An 18,908-nucleotide genomic window follows, 5' to 3' on the forward strand; every position below is an offset into this window, starting at 1 on the left:
AAAATTTTTTTAAAAAAATTAAGAATTTAAAAAGCATTCTAAATTCTTAATTTCAAATTCTACTAGCGGTATTTAATTCATAAATACTCTGCTAGAAATACCCCCCCCCTATCTCGTGTAACATAGAGCGAACGCAATTTCTACCATCTTCTTTTGCTTTATATAAATAAGCATCAGCAGCTTTTAATACTGATTCAAAATCTCTATTATCAGCATTTCTACAAGCTACACCAATACTTGTGCTACCTTTCCAAATCACTTTTTTATGTTCGTCTAATACTTCTATACCATTTACTACTGCGTGTAAAGCATTTGCAATTGCCACTGCTTCATCTAAAGAATATTTTTGTAATATTACTAAAAATTCATCACCACCTAAACGGCAAAAGTGTATGCTATCTCTATCGTTATACTTATACTTATTACATAATTCATTAGTATCAAAAAAATATTTAACAGCATTTGAAAATTGTTTTAAAACCAAATCTCCTGCATGGTGTCCATAAGTATCATTAACTTCTTTAAACTTATCTAAATCTAATTGAATAATAGCACAGGTTGGGTCTTGATATTCATTCCATATATTATTTAATACAAACATAGCCTGTCGCCTATTAAATAATCCTGTTAATTCATCTGTAATTGATTTTTTCTTATTTTCTTGAATTTGTTCTTGCAGTTGTTTTTCTTTTTTGTTAAGACTTGATTTAATATCTGCTTCAATTTCTAATAATTTCTCGTTTCTAATCTCATAAATTTTTAAAAGATTTGATAAGGTAATAGTTAGAATTTCTATATTTTTATCCATCTTTTCATTTATCATCTCAAATGCTCTTTGAGGACTATTACCAGCTTCTATAAATTTAATTTGTTTAGCTATTTTATAATCTTCTCCAACTATATGAAAAATCAGCCAATTTTTAACAAAATAAGCCAAGTTAATTGCAAGTTCTTTTTGATATACCATATCATCTTCACTATTTTGCTTTAACACTGCATCTCTCATCTTACCTAATTGTGATATACACTGCGAGTGAATATCTCTGTGGGTTTCTACATATTTTGTATATATAGCCATACTTTTCATATAATCTTCTTCATTTTTAAAATGCCAAGCAATATGACTTAAAACCACTTGAAATACAGATTCAAATTCTTTATAACCACTATTAGCTGCTTCAAATACTTGCTCTATTAATTCAAAGAACATTTTATGTTCTTCATCAACCACATCAATACCTATTTCTAATTCAGGCCCCCAGCCTTTTATATATTCTTGAATTGTTGCTTTTTTACTTTCACTACTCATATATTACTCTATTTCTTCCTGAATTTTTTGCTTTATATAACTTAGCATCAGCGTTTTTAAAGGCTTTTATTTTATCATCTTCTACCATTTCAACTCCAATACTAATAGTAACTTTTATAATTTTTTCATTAAATTTAAATATTTCTTTTTCTATATTTTCTCTTATATTATCTAATTTTGTTACACAATTTTTAAAGTCTTGATTTTTATATACGATTACAAATTCTTCTCCGCCAAATCTATAAACTTTATCTACATTAGCTTTTAATATCTTAGCTACATTTTTTAATATAAAATCACCAGCATCATGACCATAAGTATCATTAACTTTTTTAAAAAAATCTATATCACATACCGCTATTACATCATTAGCAATAAGCCTAGTTCTATCATAAGCTCTTCTATTTAAAACTTGAGTTAAAGCATCAAAAAATGCTAATTTATACCCTTCAAGAAATATAGAGATTAAAAATATTAAAGAAGCAAATTCAAAAAACCCAACATCTGTTTTTTCAAGAGTTTTAAAAAACATAAATTCAAAATAAGCTCCAATATACGCAAAAATTAATGTTTTTTCAAAAAATATAAAAAATCTTAATATCAATAAATACACTAAAAATACTAGAAAAAATACTAAACCTAAATCAGTGATAAAAGAATTTGAAAATAAAAATTTATTAGTAGAATTTAATGCAAAGCTAGTATTTTGAGATAAAAATATACCTAATACTATGTATAAAATAAAAACAAAACTAATAGGTAATAAGCATTTTATAGTATCATACTCTTTTTTTAAAGATACTAAAAGCGCAAAAGCAAAAGGCATAAACAAACTTACATAAATATGGGTTTGATAATTTGCTGAAAATAAATAAATCATTTTAGAACTTATTAATAAAATACATACCGATATTATGTTGTATTTTTTAAAGTAAAGTGCAATAATAAGTGCTAATATCTCTAAAATAAAAGTAGCACTAGGCAAAGAAATTATTAATTCACTTAAAAATGAGTTCATTGATTGTAGAGCCTTTTGTAAATTTTAAAGAAACGATTATATAAAAAAAGGATAAAAAATGGTAGAAATCAAATCTCTTACTATGAGATACCCTACGGGATTATTATTTGAAAATGTAAATTTAAGCTTAAAAAGAGGCGAAAAATATGGACTTATCGGTGCAAACGGGGCTGGAAAATCAACATTTTTAAAAATTATAGCAGGAGAACTTGAAGCAACTAGCGGAGAAGTTAGTTTTGAAAATGGCGTAAGATACGGCGTGTTAGAGCAAAATCAATTTGCGTATGAAGAATTTAGTTTAAAAGATGCAGTTTTATATGGAAACAAAAGACTTTATAATGCAGTAAAAGAAAAAGAAAATATATATGCAACTTGCACGGATTATACCGATGAAATAAATAATCGCTTAAGCGAACTTGAAATGATTTGTGCAGAAGAAGACCCAAATTATGAATACGATACTAGATGTGAAAAAATATTAAGCTCTTTAAATCTTCATAATTATGATGAACTTATGAAAAATGTTCAAACAAGTGATAAATTTAAAGTTCTAATCGCACAGGTATTATTTGCTAAACCTGATGTGTTATTTTTAGATGAGCCTACGAATAACCTTGATTTAGACGCTATTAATTGGCTAGAAAATGAACTAAAACGCCACGATGGAACAATGGTTGTAATTTCTCACGATAGATTTTTCTTAAATAGTATTTGCACAAGAATGCTTGATGTAGATTTCAAACAAATTCGTGAATTTGCAGGAAATTACGATGATTGGTATATGCAAAGCACACTTATTAAAAGACAAAAAGAAGCAAGTCTTGCTAAGAATTTAAAAGAAAAAGAAGCTTTAGAAAAATTTATAGCTCGTTTTAGCGCAAACGCTTCTAAAGCAAGACAAGCAACAAGTCGTGCAAAAAACTTAGCAAAACTTGATGTAAGCGAAATAGAGATTTCAAGTAGGCGTGACCCATCAATTTTATTTAGATGTAATAGAGAAATTGGTAATGAAGTTTTAGAACTAAACAATATAAGTAAAGCTTATGATAAGCAACTATTTAAAAACTTAAATCTTAAAGTAAATAAAGGTGATAAAATAGCAATAATTGGAGCAAGTGGAGCCGGAAAAAGCACACTAGCAAAGATTATAATGAATGAAATTTCTCCTGATAATGGAGAGGTAAAAATGGGTGCTACAATTGAACCTAGTTACTTCCCACAAGATACCTCAAGTAAAATTTGTGAAAATTTGAAACTATATGACTATTTAATTAGCGAAAAACATAAAGATATTGATGAAATTCGCAAATGCTTAGGTAGAATGCTCTTTAGCGGAACCGATCAAGAAAAAATGGCAAAAGATTTAAGCGGTGGTGAAAAGCACAGATTGATGTTGAGTAAAATTATGCTTGAAAGGGGTAATTTTATCTTGCTTGATGAGCCAAATAACCATCTTGACCTTGAAGCTATTATTTCTCTTGGTGAAGCACTTTATGAATACGATGGAGTAGCAATTTGTATAAGCCACGATAGGGAATTAATCAATTCTTATGCAAATAGAATTTGGTATTTAAACAATGGTGAGCTTATTGATTTTGTTGGCACGTATGAAGAGTTTTTATTAAAATATGGGGAGAGCAAATGACATTTAAGGTGGAGTATTCGGCAGGTTTTGGTAATTTTAGTCAAAATCATATGGGTTTTGGGCCTACTATTTATATTGAAGAAATTATTAACTATGAGAGCAATAAGGATTATTTTGATTATGTTGACTTCTTTTTAAAGTATTCAAAAAAAGATGATACATTCTTTCAAATTAAATTACTTGAAGATAGAGAATTAAGTGAAAATGAAAAATTGTCTAAGAAAAAGTATTTAATGCTAAGAGATGCGATGTGTGAATGGGCTAAAAACAACACTCAAGATGAAGAGATAGAATTAGAAAAAAATTATCATCAAGGAGATTAAAAATCTCCTTTCGCTTAATTTAAATTCTAAAAAAATAATATTAAGTTTTATACACAAAATATCTAGTAATGATTACTATGCAATATTCTTATTATAAATAATTACAATAATTCAAACTTTAGCATTATAAAATCTAAGTTGATTGTAAAAGATTGCTATAAAATTATGTTGTTATATTTTAATTTTTATACTTATTTAATTGTCAATATCTAATTTTATTTGTGATTATTCCAAAAAATATACCATTGGCATTTAATAATAAAACTACAACATTTATGAATATGGTTAAAAAATAATACTTAAATAATTAGCGAAAAATACAAAGTGGTACGCTAGGTAGGAGTCGAACCCACAACCTACAGATCCGAAGTCTGTTGCTCTATCCATTGAGCTACTAACGCAACAAAACTAAAATATGATTTTTTAAAAAAGTGGGGTGAGTGATGGGAATCGAACCCACGACCCTCAGGACCACAATCTGATGCTCTAACCGACTGAGCTACACTCACCATAAATGAAATAATAAAGAAGTGGTCGGGGTGAAAGGATTCGAACCTTCGGCCCCTTGGTCCCAAACCAAGTGCGCTAACCAGACTGCGCTACACCCCGAAAATGTTTTATAAGAAAGGTCGCATTATATATTAACTTTTTTAAAATGTCAAGAAAAAAATAATTTATTCACAAAATATTGCTAAAATTATACACAATGACCCCGTAACTCAGTGGTAGAGTGTTACCTTGACATGGTAAAAGTCGTTGGTTCAAGTCCAATCGGGGTCACCATTTTAATTATTCTTTTTTGATTATTCTTTTTATAAAATATGTTTTAATGTTTTTTCTTGTGGAATTTAAATACTTTAAGAAATTATATAAATTTATAAGATTAATATATTTAAAAATAAACAACCGCAAAAGCAGTTGTTTAAAAAAAAATAACTTACTTAAAATAAGGCAAATTATAAATAATAAGCTATTAAAGCACCACCTACTACTAAAGGTATATTATAGAATATAAATGTAGGGATACATACATCTTTTATGTGATCACTTTGATTATCAGCATTAAGCCCAACGGTAATTCCTAAAGTTGCTTCACTAGCAGGACTGCCTGTATCTCCAACTGCACCAGCACAAGCAATGATGAAAATAATACTTTCAGCACTAAAACCTAAAGCCGTGCAAATTGGCACAAATAAAGTCGCAATAATAGGAACCGTTCCAAACGAACTTCCAATTCCAAGAGTAATTAATAATCCTATACACATCATTCCAAACGCTATTATTAATTTATTAGTAGTAATACTTAAAGTAAAATCAACTATTTCTTTAATAGCTCCTGTGCTTTGTAAAACAGCTCCAAAACCACAAGCAATTAACATAATAAATGCCACATAACCCATTAAAGAAAATCCACCCAAAAACACTTCATCAATTTTTTTATACTCAACTCCACCGCTTACACAAATAAATAAAAAGCCAAGTAAAGCCGAAAGCGGTAAAGAACCAACAAGTATTTGAGTAGTTAAAGTAATTAATAAACCTATCATTACCATTAGTTCTTTTTTACCAAAACTAATATTATCTAAGTTTTCATATTTTGTTTCAAGCTCTTGATATGCTTTAGGTTTTCTATAATAAATAAATGAAGCAAGAAGACCAAAAAACATTATAAAAAACATAAGCCAAACAACACCAGCAACATCACTTTGAGTAACTTTTACTCCATTATCATTTAGCGATTGAGTAATTATATCTTGGAATATAAGACCAAATCCCACAGGTAAAGTCATATAAGGCGTTGTAAGCCCAAATGTTACCGCACAAGCTACAGCACGCCTGTCAATTTTCAGCTTATTAAATAGACTTAGCATTGGTGGGATTAAAATCGGAATAAATGCTACGTGAATTGGAATTAAATTCTGAGAAAAGCTTGAAATTATAGCTAAAGAAAATAGCAATAAAATTCTTTTATCTGACATCTTTTTACTAATAAAATTAACTAAATAAGCAGTTAAATTAGTCCTAGATACAGCAACTGCTAAAGCACCTACTAAAACATAGCTAAGTGAGGTTTGCAAATTGCCACTCATACCACTTATGAATGTATTCATAATATTTTTTAATACTACTAAAATATTATCATCAAAACTAACACTCATAAGTCCTGCTATTAGTCCAGAAACTAAAATAGCTAAAAATACATTAAATCTTAATAGACATAGTCCAAGCATTATAAAAACGCTTATTAAAACAGGGTTTGTTAACATAAATTTTCCTTTAAATTAATTTTGTTTAAATGTTTAAAATATAAAAAATAATATGATAAAAAAGTATTATGAAGTCTCAATGCCCTAAGGCATGATGGAAGAAGAAGCTTGTAAATAAATTGTTTGTTAAGACAAATGATAAAACACTCATTTAAAAACTCCTTTTGTAAAATATTTGCGTTATTCAACCTAAAATATTCTGAAATTTTCCTTAAATATTTTATTTTTTTAGAAAAAATCATTAAAATTATCTAAAATTCAATACACTAAAACCTTAAGGAGTAAATATGAAAAAATTAATAATACTTATATTTTCAATATTTGTTTATGCAAATGAAGCACAAATCGCTCTTGATTTAGCAAAAGTTAATGAATATTTATCAAAAATTAGTGCTTGTAGTAATAATGATTTTAAAGGCTGTGATGAAGCAAATAATATAAATAAAATAACTTACATAAAAGAAGCAAAAGACTATATAAACGATGAATGCAAGGCAAAAAATATGGCAGCTTGTTATACAATTTCTACTTTTAGTGATGATGATTATACGATTTTTAATGCCTTAAGACTTGCTTGTCAAAATCATTTTGAATTAGCTTGCACCAAGCTTGTATTAAATTACGAACAAAACTCAACAAAAGCACTAAAAATCATAAAAGCTCAATGCGATAACGAAAATAATCAAAACTCTTGTTATGCAACTGCTAGATATTATAAAGGATTTTTAGATAAAGAAAACGCTATTAAATACGCTCACATTGCTTGCAACAAAAATTTCTTTAATGCTTGCATATTTGAAGCAAGTGTGCATTTAGAAAATAATGACACAAAAAAAGCATTCAATCTTTTAGAGCAAACTTGCAATAAAGGCTATGAAGAAGCTTGTTTTGCTGGAGCTAATGCTTATTTAAATATGGGTAAATTTAAATTAAGTAAAAAATTCTTAGAAAAATCTTGTAATTTAGGTAATCAAATATCTTGCAAAAAACTAAGTGGTTTTTAATATATTTTGAAATTCTAAAAAAGGATAATAATGCTTGAATTTTGGCAACATTTTTATGAAAATACCAATAGAGTTGCATTTAGCATAGGAATGTTTAAAATACATTATTACGCACTTTGCTACATACTAGCACTGCTTATTGCATTATTTATAGGACAAAAATTTGCTCCACGCTTTGGCTTTAGCAAAAAAGAAATAGAAAATTATTTCGTTTGGATAGAAATAGGCATAATCTTAGGAGCTAGGATAGGATATATTTTAGTTTATAGCGATGATAAATTATATTATTTAAGCAATCCTTGGCAGATGTTTAATCCATTTGTAAATGGCGAATTTGTAGGAATTGCTGGAATGAGCTATCACGGAGCATTAGTTGGTGCATTAATTACAACTTATCTTTATTCTAAAAAATATAAAAAAAATATGTTTAAAATACTTGATTTAGTAGCATTATCAGTGCCATTAGGGTATATATTTGGAAGAATTGGAAACTTTTTAAATCACGAACTATTTGGCAGAACAACTGATGTAGCTTGGGGCGTTTATGTAGGAGATACCTTAAGACACCCTAGCCAATTATATGAAGCATTCGCTGAAGGTTTAATAATTTTCATTATCATTTACATTTTTTCAAAGAGAATAAAGTTTAACGGGCAATTAATCTGTATTTATGCAATGTCGTATGGGGTAGCTAGATTTATTTGTGAATTCTTTAGAGAACCTGATTTTAATTTAGGCTTTATTGCATTAAGCCTATCTATGGGTCAAATTTTGAGTTTAATTATGTTTTGCTTTGCTCTTAGTTTGTATTTTTATTTAAATAAAATTAAAGCTAATCATTAACACGGGGGGGGGTATAATCAAAATTACGATATTTTGATAATATCAAATTTCAAATCATTTTAAGGAGTAAAGTATGAAAAAACTTTTATTTTTAGGTGCAATTAGTTGCTGTTTATTAGCTGATACAAATATTAACCCAAATGAGTTACCACAAAACATTCAAGACTTTGTAAAAACTCATTTTACAAATGAAAATATAGTTAAAGCTGAAAAAGATTGGGATTCTTATGAAATCAAACTTAGCAATGGAACTGAACTTGATTTTTCTAAATCTGGAGATATTAAAGAAATAGATGGAAAATACTCTCCAATTCCTGATAGCATTATGCAAGATGTTTTAAAACTTGCTAAAGAAAATCAAAAAAATGCGAAATTAATGGAAATTGAAAAAGAATGGAACGGATATAAACTAAAATTTAATAACAATTATAAAGTTTATATAGACAATAACGGAACTATCACAAAAACCGTGCTTGATGATTAAAAACAATAGGAATTTCAATTTGAAATTCCTAAGATTAGGAAAGATATGAAAACACTTAGAAAATTACATTCTTACATTGGAATTTATGCTTGTTGGTTACTTTTTATAATAACCTTTTTTGGAACCATTAGTTATTTTAGAAATGAAATTGATTTTTATATGCAGCCAAAATTGCACGAAAGCAAAACTATCTTAAATAATGATATAAATGGATTAAGTAGTGCTATTAATTACGCACAAGAAAAATATAAAGATTACGATTTTATATCTATCAAAACTCCTAGTTATTATAATAATTTATATGAGATTAATTATTATAATTCTAATTCAACAAAAGGCGAAAGAAAAAGTAATATAAGCTATTTTGATGGAGAAAATATACTAAATAAAACAAGCACTTTAGGAGCTAAATTTTTAACTAGCATTCATTATAAATTATTGCCTATTAATGGTAGTTTTAAAGATTTCTTAGAAGCAATTGTTAGTATTTTTGCAGCTGGGATAATATTTTTATATATAAGTGGGATTTTGATTTGGAATAAAAAGAATTTCAATAAAATTAATGTGAAAAATGATTTAGCAAGATTATTTGATTTTCACATAGTTGCTGGACTTTTTGTAGGTTCATTTTTATTCATCTTAGCACTTAGTGGAATAGGTATAAATTACATTAAAGATATAGAAAAATTATTTACCACAACTACCACTAAACAAGCAAAAACACCAAGTAACGCAAATACAAATAGTGATAAAAGTTTTATTTTTGATACAAATTTAATTAGCAAAGCTATTAATAATTTAGAAAATACAAAAAATATAACAATTGTTTTAAATAAAAGCACAAAAGAATTTGCAATTACTTTAAATGATGATAAAAATATAATGCCATCAATTAATACAAAAAGTAATAAAAGCTATGTTTTTGATAGTGAAGCTAATGTAAAACAAACTCCAAAAGAAAGCAAACTAAGTGCATTTTCATCAATTTATGAAATATTTTTTAATATTCATAGAGTTATGTTTGCTGATTTTCAACTTTATTTTATGTTATTTTTATGTGGAATATTTACTTGCTTATTTATATACAAAGCTTTATTGTTAGCTAGTAAAAAACATAAAGATAATCTACTTTATAAAGCAATTGCTTATGCAGCATTTTATCCATCTTTAAATGCTACTGCTATTTATTTTATCGCTAATAAACTTACTCAAAATATGCAAGTAGAACAATTTGCATTTTTAATAAGCTTTATATTAAGCATTATTCTTAGCTATATTTTTGTAAATAAAACTAAAAATCTAATGATAATTAGCTTAATTATTTTATTGGCATTATTAATATCTGATATTTGTATTAGCGGTTTTGTGTTTATAACAATGATGTTTGACTTTGTTATATTACTTATGATTTTAGGATTAATTATTAATTTAAGGAGAGCAAATGTTAATAATATTAATTAATTTAATAGGAGCAATCTGCCTTAGTATTGATTATAAAAAAGCAAGTTATATTTTATTTGCAATAGCATTTGTATGTGCCTTATATCTTGATGCAAAACTATATAATTTAATGATATTTTTTAGTTCAATTTTTGCATTTTGTATAATTACGATTTGGGCTAAACACCTATATGATTTAAATAATAAAAGCTCTAACATTCGCTAATTTTTAGCGAATGTGGTTTTGGATTAGTTTTTGCTTTATTATTTAAAATCACAAAAGGAAAAATATGAAATTTAGCCAAGATGAGATATTTTCAGCTACTGATGTAGTTCGTAATTTTTCTGCAATTTTAAAAAAAATTGAAGGAAATAAAAAAGTCTTCGTAGTAAAAAATAACAAATTCCAATGTGTTATGCTAAACCTTGCCGAATATGAAAAATTACAAAATGCTTTAGTAATTTTAGAAGCTATTTATAAGGACAAAAAAAATGGCAAGAATTAATATAAAAAATCTCGGGCTAAGTTATCTAATAAGACAAGGAAATGGAGAAAAAGTAGCTTTAATAATGCACGGCTGGGGTGCTAATAAAGAACTAATGGAGCAATTTTTCACAAAATCTTTAAGCAAACATTGTAAGCAAATGATATTTTTAGACTTTGCAGGATTTGGTGGAAGTGATGAGCCAAGTTATGCTTTTAACTCTATTGATTATCTTAATTTGACAAATGAATTTATAAAAGCATTAGATATAAAAGTTGATATTTTGCTAGGTCATTCTTATGGTGGCAAAATTGCTTGTCTTATGGCTAGTAAGAATGATTATGATGCGTTGATTTTATGTGCTAGTGCTGGGCTAAAATTACCAAAAAGCCCTAAAGTAAAGCTAAAAGTCTTTCTTGCAAAATGCTTAAATAAATTAGGATTTAAAAATATAAGAAGATTTTTAGCTAGTAAAGATGGTGCTACACTAAGCCCTATTATGTATGAGACTTTTAAAAATGTAGTTGATGAAGACTATCAAAACGAAATTAGCAAAATCAACACGAAAACCTTGCTATTATGGGGCGAAAGCGACACTGCAACACCACTTAGCATAGCAAATAAAATGCAAGGTTTAATCAAAAACTCAAAATTAATTACCTTTAATGGAAATCATTTTTTCTTTATGCAAAATGATTTAACGCCTTTTATTGATGAGTTTTTTCAAAAAGCTTGAAGAATTAGAAATAATTTATTTTAAAGATTGCTACAAATCTTGCAACGGGCATTGCTGTAATGCAGATAAGCATTTTGATACAATAATTCCTATGCTAAGAAGCGAGTATGAATACATTAAAGATAAAACCAATCTAAATCTAGTTGCAAGTATTGCTTACAAATTAAAATGCGAAAAAACAATCACTTTATGCTTTGTCAAATGCTCTTATAAAGGCTTATGCACTTTTCGTCCTTTAGCTTGTAAGCTATATCCGTTTTTTGCTTTAGTTAATGATGATGGGTTGGTTTTGGATATAAATGCAATTAGCTTATATGATTTATTTTATAAAGATTTTTCATCTCATCCTTGCCCTTTAATAAAGTATGATTTTGATAATTTAAAAACACAATTTTTATTAAATGTAAAGCAAATTTCAAATGAGCCAATAATAATTTTTATATTTAGAGCATTAGAGCTTTTAGTCAAATACCTTAAACTTTATTTAAAAGATTTATACCTTGATAATTGTGAAAACAAAAAAGAGATTTTGCATAAAAACAATTTCTTAAATGCTTATAAAAACGAAGAATTTAAAAATGAAATAAATGAACTTTATTTAAGATTAAGCCTAAAATATAAAGATAATTTAGATAAATATTTATAAGAATTAAGAAATAAATTCTTAATTCAAATTCTTAGAAATTTTTTAAGTGATAGTTTAATCTATCAATTAATATTTGATGTTTGAATAATTCTCCTTCAAACTTTACACTCTTACACTCTAGCATTTTTAAAGATTTCGCTATCATTGAAGCAATACTATCAACAACACCAAACAAAATCGCAATATCATCAAGTCCGCCTAAACGATATATCAAAATCAATCTAAAAGACTTACTAACATCCATTAAAATAGGTTTTTTAGCTAATTTAAAATCAAGCCCACTAGCAATTCCTATTTCATATTTATTAGCTAAATCAAGAAGTTCAGTTAAGCCTAATTTAAGTCCTAAAATATTTGCCGAGCTTATTAAAATACCACTAAAAGTATTTAAAATCTCGCTATCTCCTTCAAGGTTTAAGCCAAATTTTTCTTTATAATTTGCTAATAACTTAGCACCTAATTTGTTTTTATTTAATAATTCTGCGTGATTTTTACTTTCAAATTCTAAAAAAGCTGATAATTCATTATTAATATAAATCCCATCATCTTTTACAACAACCTCATCGCTCTTATTAAATCTAGCTAAATCATCATAACACCTTGCTCTTTTAGTTTGTGCGTAAGAACTAGCGAGTGATTGTTCATAAACGCCATAATTATCCCAAAAATCTCTTTCGCTACAGGCAATACAGCCATGCCCTGCTTGAACCGGCCAAGAAGTTTTAGCATTAAACTTTGTCTTAGGACAATTATTAAAAGTATATGGTCCTTTACACCCTACTTTAAACAAACAAGCACCCGATTTAGCTGCTTCATCTCCAAATTCTTCAACAAATTCCCCACTCTCAAAAGCTATTTTCCTTTCGCACATATCGTGTAAGCATTTTGAATAAGCAAAAGCAGGACGATTATTATCATCTAATGTAGGAGCTTTATCAAAAAACGCAAAATGTAAAATACTAGCAATGATATTGCTCTCACTTGGAGGACAACCAGGAATTAATACAGCATCTTTTAAAATATCTTCAATACTAATAGAATTAGTAGGATTTGGCTTAGCTGCTTGAATACCACCATAAGATGAGCATGAACCTACAGCATAAACACAACTTGCACGATTAGTTAATTCTTTTAATTTATGTAAAGCAGAGTGAGCTGGAGCCCCACTTGTATAAAACTCATTACTAGCAATAGCACCTTCAACTACTAATAAAAATGGCTCTTTAATTTCTAATAAATCTTCAGCCAAAAATCCACTAGCTGCCATGTAAGTTTCGTGATAGATTAAATCTATAAAATCAAAAATCAAATCATCAAGACCAATACTCTCACTTCTAATAAAGCTCTCACTACAGCCTGTGCATTCGCTAAAATGTAGCCATATTAATTTTAACTTTTTTGCATTGATTTTTTCGTAGATTTCTTTTTCATCAGCTTTCACGCCTAAAGTTTTTAATGTAGATTGAATTTGAGCTAATACATTTGCATTCATAATAATCCTTTATTTAAGCTTAAAATATTAAATTAAATAAATAATAGCGAAATAATTTTTAAAATTAGTAACTTTTCTACTCAAGTTACTAATTTAACTAGCGGTATATTTAAGATATATTTTATATTTACCCCGTTTTAACGGGGCTAAATGAGTTTAGTTTGAAATATAAATACTAACTAAACCAAACTTTAAATATTCTTAAAATTATACTTTTTTTCAAATTTTAATAAATTTTTATAAGTCTTAGTTAAAAATATATCTTAAAAAAACATAGACTTTAAATACTTAGTTAGACCTAAATTCTCTAACATTATTATAAGTATTACAATAGGACAAATAAATCTTATAAACAATAACCATATTTTAAATCCAAACTCACCCATATAAGGAATAAATAAAGTTTTAAGTTTATTCACTTCTACGAAAAATCCTACGAAAATACAAGTAATAATCGCTGATAATGGCATTAAAATATTAGAAGTTAAATAATCTAATATATCAAATATACTTTTATCAAAAAATGTAAAAATTGAAGAATATTCATTATTAAAACCTAATATGCAAAATATCCCCATAATATAAACAAAAATACCTATATAAATTAGAGCAAGTTTTCTTGAAATTCCAAATTTATTTATTAAATAAAAAGCAAAAGGTTCAATCATTGAAACAGCACTAGTAAGCCCAGCAAATAGTAATGCTATAAAAAATGCAATTGCAAGTATATTCCCAATAATTCCAAGATTTGAAAATAAACTCATAAGGCTTACAAATATAAGTCCTGGCCCTTGCTCGCTTGCATTTGCTCCGTATTCAAAAACAAAGGTAAATACAATAAGCCCCATCATAATACCAACTAAAATATTTATAAAAATAATTGATAAAGTTGATTTAATCACATTTATATTTTCTGGCAAACTAGCAGCGTAAGTTAAAACTACGCAAACACCCATAGAAAGACTAAAAAAGCTTAGCCCTAAAGCGTCTAAAATTAATTTTATATTAAGTTTATCTTCAACAAATAAAACAGAAAAATCAGGCTTAAACAAAAAGCTAAACGCCTTAACGAATCCATCAAAAGTAAAACTATATAAAAGCATTAAAATTAATAATATAAACAAACTTGGCATCATCCATACATTCATTTTTTCAATGCCACTTTTAATTCCTTTACTAACAACCCAAAAAATCATAAAAAACACTATGCTAAAGCAAATAATTTGAGATAATAAGTCTTTTGTCAATAAATTACCAAATAAATCTCCAGCTTCGCTAACAGAATTTGGTAAAGCAAAAAAACTAGAATAAATGTATTTTAAAATCCAGCCTATTACAACGCTATAAAAACAAACTATTAAAATAGCTCCCATCATAAAAAATCCTGCAAATCCCCAAGCTTTTTTATTAGATTTTGCTAAATCGCTAAAAGCATTCACAGCGTCTTTTTGAGTAATTTTACCAATACTAAGCTCTCCTAAAAAAACCATAAAAGCTACTAAAAATGTTAAAACCAAATAAAGAAATATAAAAATAGAACCACCATTAGTTCCTACCATTGTAGGGAATTTCCACGCATTTCCAAGTCCAACAGCAGAACCTGCCATCGCTAAAATAAAGCCAATTTTAGAAAATTGTTCTCTCATTTTTATCCTTTAAATTTAAAATACACAATAACAAGCACAGCAAGTGGTGCAACAAATCTTGCAAAAAATATCCATATTTTAAAACCAAGCTCACCCATATAAGGGATAAAGGTTTCTTTTAAATCTTGCTTGCTAATAAAAAACCCAACAAAAATTGCAGCCATAAATGAGCCAAAAGGCATAATGATATTTGAGCTAACATTATCTAAAATATCAAAGAAATTCATTCCAAAAAATGTTAAATTATTTTTATAAGCTTCAATGCCTGAAAATATACATAAAAGCCCTAAAATATAAACAACTATCCCAATTAAAACAATAGCTTTTATTCTTGAGAAATTGAATTTATTTATTAGATAAAATACAAAAGGCTCTATCATTGAAACCGCACTAGTAATCCCTGCAAAAAATAAAGCTATAAAAAATGTAACAGCTAATATTTTGCCTAAAAGTCCAAGTTTTGCAAAAAGCGAAATCAAAGAAATAAAAATAAGCCCAGGACCTTGTGCGCTAGGGTCAGCATTAAACTCAAAAATAAAACTAAATACAATAAGCCCCATCATAAGACCTATTAAAAGATTTATAAAAATTATATAAAAAGTTGAACTTACAAAATTAGTTCTTTCAGGTAAGCTAGCTGAATAAGTAATAATGCTACCCGCTCCAATACTTAAAGAAAAACAAGCAAGTCCTAAAGCGTCTAAGAAAGAATCTTGATTAATCTTGCTAAAATCAGGCATAAATAAGAAATTAAAAGCGTCTTTAAAACCATCTTGAGTAAAGCTATAGCAAAGCATTAATAAAAGCATTATAAATAATGTTGGCATCATAAATACATTTAGCTTTTCAATACCATTTTTAACACCTTTTGCCACCGTGTAAAAGGCTATAAAAAACACTATACTAAAACATATTATCAAAGCACTTAAATTAGTTTCCACTAAATTAATAAAAAGCTCTTTATTATCAGCAATTTGAGTGCTAAGTGTATTTATATTAAAAATAGTAGATAGTGAATAATAAATATAATAAATTATCCAGCCAATAATCACACTATAAAAACTAACGATTAATAAAGCCCCAATCATTGTAAAGCCTACTAAAGACCAAGATTTTTTATACTTAGGTGCTAAAAAATAATAAGCACTAGCAGGGTCTAGCCTTGATGCTTTACCGATATATAACTCGCACAAAAATATAACAAATCCAACGCCTAAAGTAAGCAAAATAAACAGCATTACAAAGGCTGAACCACCATTAGTTCCTACCATTGTAGGGAATTTCCACGCATTTCCAAGTCCAACAGCAGAACCAGCAACTGCTAAAATAAATCCAATTTTAGAAAATGTATTATTCAAAATAAGCCCTTTTTTTGGTTTTTTAAGGTTAAAACTTTCATTCTATAATAATTTTTAAAAATTTGTATAAATAAAAATTAAAAATATATAAAAAAGGCAAAAATTTGTGTAAAAATACTAAAGAATTTACATACAAAATAATCTTAAGCTATGATGGTTCAAGATTTTTTGGTTCAGCAAAGCAACCAAATTTAACTTGCGTTCAAAATACACTTGATAATGCTTTAAAATGTGTTGGGATATTTAAGCCTAGTATATTTGCTAGTAGGACTGATAAAGGAGTGCATGCAAATTGTAATGTGGCAAGAATTAGTTCAAGTTATAAATTAAATAAAGATTTTGTATTAAAAAAACTCAACAATACTCTAAATGGTATTTATATAAAACATATAAAAGAATGCGAATTTGAACCTAGATTTGATGCAAAACTTAGAAGCTATAGATATATAATCTCGCCTTATTTTAACGCCTTTAATAAAGCATATTGCTGTGATTACTCAAAAGAAATTGATATTCAATTATTAAAAAACGCTTTAAAAGTATATGAAGGAGAGCATGATTTTGCTAATTTTTGTTTAAGCCTTGATGATGATAAAAATAGCATTAGAACTATTTATAAAACTAGAATTTATAAGTATAAAGATTTGGTTGTTTTGAACTTTTTTGCTAATGGATTTTTAAGGGGTCAGATTAGATTGATGGTTGATTTTTTACTTAAAATAAATGAAAAAAAATTAAGCATAGAAGAGCTAAAAGAACAATTAGCTTGCAAGGAAATTCACTCAAGAACCCTTGCAAAACCAAGTGGGCTTTATCTTAAAAGCATAATGTATTAGAAGTTATATCCTATACCAACTAATAGATTTGAGTTAGAAAAATTACTTCTACCTTGATAGCCTAATTTAGCATTTACATATAAGCTCTCATTAATATCATAAATTCCCTCAACACCAGCACTAATATATGTGCTATTTAAATCTTTAAAATCATGATGCAAAAATATTTCTCCACCTGCTGTTACATTATCAATAATTTTTACAGAATAATGCACTCCAGCTTGAATACCAAATCCATTTAAAGTAGAGCTTGAAATACCATCATATTTTGGCTTTATTGAGTAATAATAAGCTCCGGCTAATATATTTAACGCATCATCTAATTCTTGATAAGGTAAGCCAATCGCATAACCACCTAAAGCACCAAATGAATAAATGTTATATTTATACTTACCATAATAAGTTTTATTCTCTTGCTTTGATACGCTTATATTTGCACTATATACTAAATCATCTATATTGTTATAATTTTTATAATAAATATTAGAATTTAATACATTATCACTTCCCACGCCAAACTCAATTCCCGTATGATTGTAAGCGTTAGCATAAGAACTTAAAAACCCTAAAGTTAAAACAGAATATAAAATCTTTTTCATAATCTTCTCCTAAAATAAAAAAACGATGAATACTAAATATTTTTAGACAATAAACAGCTATATTTTTTAAAAAACTAGTAAAAATATATTATTTTTTGTATTATTAAATCACATTTTAAATTCCTTATATTTTGAGTTATCATTTTGTAACCAAAAATAGGAATAATTTTGTCTTATTTTTAAAAAAGGAGATTTTATGAAAGTTAATTTTAAAGGTAGCCCTGTTGCAATTAGTGAAGCAATTAAGCTAGGAGATAGTATTAAAGATACTAAAGTAGTAGGTAAAGACTTAAGCGTAATTAATCTAAATGAAGACGCTATCATAGTAAGCGTTCCTAGTATTGATACAGGTGTATGTGCTAAAGAAGCTAGAGAATTTAATGTAAAAGCTAACAAACTTGGAATGAAAGTTTATGTTGTAAGTATGGATTTACCTTTTGCTTTTGCAAGATTTTGCACTGCTGAAGGCTTAGAAAATATAATTCCAGTTAGTGATTTTAGATACGGCGAATTTGTTAAAAACTACGGCTGTAGAATACAAGAAGGTGCTTTAGAAGGACTTACAACTAGAGCTGTTTTTGTTCAAAAAGGTGGAAAAATAGTTTATAGCGAAGTTTGTGCTGAAATTACAGAACTACCTAATTTTGACGCTTTAGAAAAAGCTCTAGCGTAATTAATAAATATCTAAATCTTAGGATTTAGATATTTAAATTCCTATTTTAAATTCCTTAGAATTTCAAGCAAATTAATTTGAATTTTATCTTATTGTTATTTTAT

19 protein-coding genes and 4 tRNA genes are annotated in these 18,908 nt (G+C 27.3%); 13 read left to right on the plus strand and 10 right to left on the minus strand.

Features of this window, described 5'->3' with window-relative positions; all coding sequences use genetic code 11:
* Positions 1 to 91: 91 nt before the first annotated feature.
* Both AVBRAN9331_RS03750 and AVBRAN9331_RS03755 read right to left on the minus strand, forming a co-directional pair.
* Positions 92 to 1,309, minus strand: coding sequence for a GGDEF domain-containing protein (locus AVBRAN9331_RS03750; RefSeq protein ID WP_214117412.1), 1,218 nt, complete (start codon positions 1,307 to 1,309; stop codon positions 92 to 94).
* Positions 1,302 to 2,327 (minus strand): GGDEF domain-containing protein, encoded by a 1,026-nt coding sequence (locus AVBRAN9331_RS03755; protein WP_214120258.1) that lies wholly within the window; start codon positions 2,325 to 2,327, stop codon positions 1,302 to 1,304. Before AVBRAN9331_RS03755 ends, AVBRAN9331_RS03750 begins: the two co-directional genes overlap by 8 nt.
* Before the next feature lie 58 nt (positions 2,328 to 2,385).
* Here AVBRAN9331_RS03755 and AVBRAN9331_RS03760 point away from each other — a divergent pair, with 58 nt between their 5' ends.
* The gene (locus tag AVBRAN9331_RS03760) at positions 2,386 to 3,972 is read left to right on the plus strand and encodes an ABC-F family ATP-binding cassette domain-containing protein (RefSeq protein ID WP_214117414.1); all 1,587 of its coding nucleotides are present in this window, start codon (positions 2,386 to 2,388) and stop codon (positions 3,970 to 3,972) included.
* Positions 3,969 to 4,295: a hypothetical protein gene (locus AVBRAN9331_RS03765; RefSeq protein WP_214117415.1), complete on the plus strand. Its 327-nt coding sequence runs from the start codon at positions 3,969 to 3,971 to the stop codon at positions 4,293 to 4,295. The genes AVBRAN9331_RS03760 and AVBRAN9331_RS03765 overlap by 4 nt, the downstream gene beginning before the upstream one ends.
* 325 nt (positions 4,296 to 4,620) lie before the next feature.
* On the opposite strand, the gene AVBRAN9331_RS03770 is transcribed toward AVBRAN9331_RS03765, so the two are convergent.
* From AVBRAN9331_RS03770 to AVBRAN9331_RS03780, 3 genes are all read right to left on the minus strand, one after another.
* Positions 4,621 to 4,696: transfer RNA gene (locus tag AVBRAN9331_RS03770), tRNA-Arg, on the minus strand.
* A gap of 31 nt (positions 4,697 to 4,727) precedes the next feature.
* Positions 4,728 to 4,804: transfer RNA gene (locus tag AVBRAN9331_RS03775), tRNA-His, on the minus strand.
* A gap of 22 nt (positions 4,805 to 4,826) precedes the next feature.
* Positions 4,827 to 4,904 (minus strand) — tRNA-Pro (locus AVBRAN9331_RS03780).
* A gap of 99 nt (positions 4,905 to 5,003) precedes the next feature.
* Between AVBRAN9331_RS03780 and AVBRAN9331_RS03785 the strand changes: the two genes are divergently transcribed.
* Positions 5,004 to 5,078: transfer RNA gene (locus AVBRAN9331_RS03785), tRNA-Val, on the plus strand.
* A 173-nt stretch (positions 5,079 to 5,251) separates the two neighbouring features.
* Here AVBRAN9331_RS03785 and AVBRAN9331_RS03790 read toward each other — a convergent pair.
* The gene (locus AVBRAN9331_RS03790; RefSeq protein ID WP_214117416.1) at positions 5,252 to 6,562 is read right to left on the minus strand and encodes a Na+/H+ antiporter NhaC family protein; all 1,311 of its coding nucleotides are present in this window, start codon (positions 6,560 to 6,562) and stop codon (positions 5,252 to 5,254) included.
* Between the two features lie 287 nt (positions 6,563 to 6,849).
* Here AVBRAN9331_RS03790 and AVBRAN9331_RS03795 point away from each other — a divergent pair, with 287 nt between their 5' ends.
* The 8 genes from AVBRAN9331_RS03795 to AVBRAN9331_RS03830 all read left to right on the plus strand — a co-directional run bounded on the left by AVBRAN9331_RS03795 (position 6,850) and on the right by AVBRAN9331_RS03830 (position 12,200).
* A complete protein-coding gene (locus AVBRAN9331_RS03795) occupies positions 6,850 to 7,566 on the plus strand; it encodes a hypothetical protein (RefSeq protein WP_214120257.1) in 717 nt (238 codons plus the stop codon).
* A 30-nt stretch (positions 7,567 to 7,596) separates the two neighbouring features.
* Entirely contained in the window at positions 7,597 to 8,409 is an 813-nt protein-coding gene (gene lgt, locus AVBRAN9331_RS03800; RefSeq protein ID WP_336612428.1) for a prolipoprotein diacylglyceryl transferase, read from the plus strand.
* Between the two features lie 73 nt (positions 8,410 to 8,482).
* A complete protein-coding gene (locus AVBRAN9331_RS03805; RefSeq protein WP_214150449.1) occupies positions 8,483 to 8,893 on the plus strand; it encodes a PepSY-like domain-containing protein in 411 nt (136 codons plus the stop codon).
* A gap of 45 nt (positions 8,894 to 8,938) precedes the next feature.
* Positions 8,939 to 10,354, plus strand: a complete 1,416-nt coding sequence (locus tag AVBRAN9331_RS03810; protein WP_336612429.1) for a PepSY-associated TM helix domain-containing protein — start codon at positions 8,939 to 8,941, stop codon at positions 10,352 to 10,354.
* The gene (locus AVBRAN9331_RS03815; RefSeq protein ID WP_214117421.1) at positions 10,335 to 10,559 is read left to right on the plus strand and encodes a hypothetical protein; all 225 of its coding nucleotides are present in this window, start codon (positions 10,335 to 10,337) and stop codon (positions 10,557 to 10,559) included. The genes AVBRAN9331_RS03810 and AVBRAN9331_RS03815 overlap by 20 nt, the downstream gene beginning before the upstream one ends.
* Positions 10,560 to 10,623: 64 nt before the next feature.
* On the plus strand, positions 10,624 to 10,839 hold the full coding sequence (locus AVBRAN9331_RS03820) for a type II toxin-antitoxin system Phd/YefM family antitoxin (RefSeq protein WP_214117422.1): 216 nt from the start codon (positions 10,624 to 10,626) through the stop codon (positions 10,837 to 10,839).
* Positions 10,826 to 11,554, plus strand: coding sequence for an alpha/beta fold hydrolase (locus AVBRAN9331_RS03825; RefSeq protein ID WP_336609866.1), 729 nt, complete (start codon positions 10,826 to 10,828; stop codon positions 11,552 to 11,554). Before AVBRAN9331_RS03820 ends, AVBRAN9331_RS03825 begins: the two co-directional genes overlap by 14 nt.
* Complete coding sequence (locus tag AVBRAN9331_RS03830; protein WP_336612430.1) at positions 11,532 to 12,200, plus strand: hypothetical protein; 669 nt, start codon at positions 11,532 to 11,534, stop codon at positions 12,198 to 12,200. The genes AVBRAN9331_RS03825 and AVBRAN9331_RS03830 overlap by 23 nt, the downstream gene beginning before the upstream one ends.
* Before the next feature lie 31 nt (positions 12,201 to 12,231).
* On the opposite strand, the gene AVBRAN9331_RS03835 is transcribed toward AVBRAN9331_RS03830, so the two are convergent.
* From AVBRAN9331_RS03835 to AVBRAN9331_RS03845, 3 genes are all read right to left on the minus strand, one after another.
* Positions 12,232 to 13,692 carry a hydrogenase small subunit gene (locus AVBRAN9331_RS03835; protein ID WP_214150488.1) on the minus strand — a complete coding sequence of 487 codons (1,461 nt, stop codon included), beginning with the start codon at positions 13,690 to 13,692 and terminating at the stop codon, positions 12,232 to 12,234.
* 263 nt (positions 13,693 to 13,955) lie between these two features.
* Positions 13,956 to 15,338: a sodium-dependent transporter gene (locus AVBRAN9331_RS03840; RefSeq protein ID WP_336612431.1), complete on the minus strand. Its 1,383-nt coding sequence runs from the start codon at positions 15,336 to 15,338 to the stop codon at positions 13,956 to 13,958.
* A gap of 2 nt (positions 15,339 to 15,340) precedes the next feature.
* On the minus strand, positions 15,341 to 16,696 hold the full coding sequence (locus AVBRAN9331_RS03845; protein ID WP_336612432.1) for a sodium-dependent transporter: 1,356 nt from the start codon (positions 16,694 to 16,696) through the stop codon (positions 15,341 to 15,343).
* Positions 16,697 to 16,800: 104 nt separating this feature from the next.
* On the opposite strand from AVBRAN9331_RS03845, the gene truA reads away from it, so the two are divergent.
* A complete protein-coding gene (truA, locus tag AVBRAN9331_RS03850; protein ID WP_336612433.1) occupies positions 16,801 to 17,532 on the plus strand; it encodes a tRNA pseudouridine(38-40) synthase TruA in 732 nt (243 codons plus the stop codon).
* Here the strand turns inward: truA and AVBRAN9331_RS03855 are convergent.
* On the minus strand, positions 17,529 to 18,131 hold the full coding sequence (locus tag AVBRAN9331_RS03855; protein ID WP_214150484.1) for a hypothetical protein: 603 nt from the start codon (positions 18,129 to 18,131) through the stop codon (positions 17,529 to 17,531). The genes truA and AVBRAN9331_RS03855 overlap by 4 nt on opposite strands.
* A 196-nt stretch (positions 18,132 to 18,327) precedes the next feature.
* Here AVBRAN9331_RS03855 and tpx point away from each other — a divergent pair, with 196 nt between their 5' ends.
* Positions 18,328 to 18,804 (plus strand): thiol peroxidase, encoded by a 477-nt coding sequence (tpx, locus tag AVBRAN9331_RS03860; protein ID WP_214117430.1) that lies wholly within the window; start codon positions 18,328 to 18,330, stop codon positions 18,802 to 18,804.
* The last annotated feature ends 104 nt before the right edge of the window (positions 18,805 to 18,908 follow it).

The sequence above is a fragment of the Campylobacter sp. RM9331 genome (assembly GCF_020137685.1).
GTDB lineage: Bacteria > Campylobacterota > Campylobacteria > Campylobacterales > Campylobacteraceae > Campylobacter_E.

Excerpts from the sequence above, each read along its gene's own strand:
- AVBRAN9331_RS03750 (WP_214117412.1), bottom strand. The coding sequence starts at position 1,309 with ATGAGTAGTGAAAGTAAAAAAGCAACAATTCAAGAATATATAAAAGGC.
- AVBRAN9331_RS03755 (WP_214120258.1), bottom strand. The coding sequence starts at position 2,327 with ATGAACTCATTTTTAAGTGAATTAATAATTTCTTTGCCTAGTGCTACT.
- AVBRAN9331_RS03760 (WP_214117414.1), top strand. The coding sequence starts at position 2,386 with ATGGTAGAAATCAAATCTCTTACTATGAGATACCCTACGGGATTATTA.
- AVBRAN9331_RS03765 (WP_214117415.1), top strand. The coding sequence starts at position 3,969 with ATGACATTTAAGGTGGAGTATTCGGCAGGTTTTGGTAATTTTAGTCAA.
- AVBRAN9331_RS03790 (WP_214117416.1), bottom strand. The coding sequence starts at position 6,562 with ATGTTAACAAACCCTGTTTTAATAAGCGTTTTTATAATGCTTGGACTA.
- AVBRAN9331_RS03795 (WP_214120257.1), top strand. The coding sequence starts at position 6,850 with ATGAAAAAATTAATAATACTTATATTTTCAATATTTGTTTATGCAAAT.
- lgt (WP_336612428.1), top strand. The coding sequence starts at position 7,597 with ATGCTTGAATTTTGGCAACATTTTTATGAAAATACCAATAGAGTTGCA.
- AVBRAN9331_RS03805 (WP_214150449.1), top strand. The coding sequence starts at position 8,483 with ATGAAAAAACTTTTATTTTTAGGTGCAATTAGTTGCTGTTTATTAGCT.
- AVBRAN9331_RS03810 (WP_336612429.1), top strand. The coding sequence starts at position 8,939 with ATGAAAACACTTAGAAAATTACATTCTTACATTGGAATTTATGCTTGT.
- AVBRAN9331_RS03815 (WP_214117421.1), top strand. The coding sequence starts at position 10,335 with ATGTTAATAATATTAATTAATTTAATAGGAGCAATCTGCCTTAGTATT.
- AVBRAN9331_RS03820 (WP_214117422.1), top strand. The coding sequence starts at position 10,624 with ATGAAATTTAGCCAAGATGAGATATTTTCAGCTACTGATGTAGTTCGT.
- AVBRAN9331_RS03825 (WP_336609866.1), top strand. The coding sequence starts at position 10,826 with ATGGCAAGAATTAATATAAAAAATCTCGGGCTAAGTTATCTAATAAGA.
- AVBRAN9331_RS03830 (WP_336612430.1), top strand. The coding sequence starts at position 11,532 with ATGAGTTTTTTCAAAAAGCTTGAAGAATTAGAAATAATTTATTTTAAA.
- AVBRAN9331_RS03835 (WP_214150488.1), bottom strand. The coding sequence starts at position 13,692 with ATGAATGCAAATGTATTAGCTCAAATTCAATCTACATTAAAAACTTTA.
- AVBRAN9331_RS03840 (WP_336612431.1), bottom strand. The coding sequence starts at position 15,338 with ATGAGAGAACAATTTTCTAAAATTGGCTTTATTTTAGCGATGGCAGGT.
- AVBRAN9331_RS03855 (WP_214150484.1), bottom strand. The coding sequence starts at position 18,131 with ATGAAAAAGATTTTATATTCTGTTTTAACTTTAGGGTTTTTAAGTTCT.
- tpx (WP_214117430.1), top strand. The coding sequence starts at position 18,328 with ATGAAAGTTAATTTTAAAGGTAGCCCTGTTGCAATTAGTGAAGCAATT.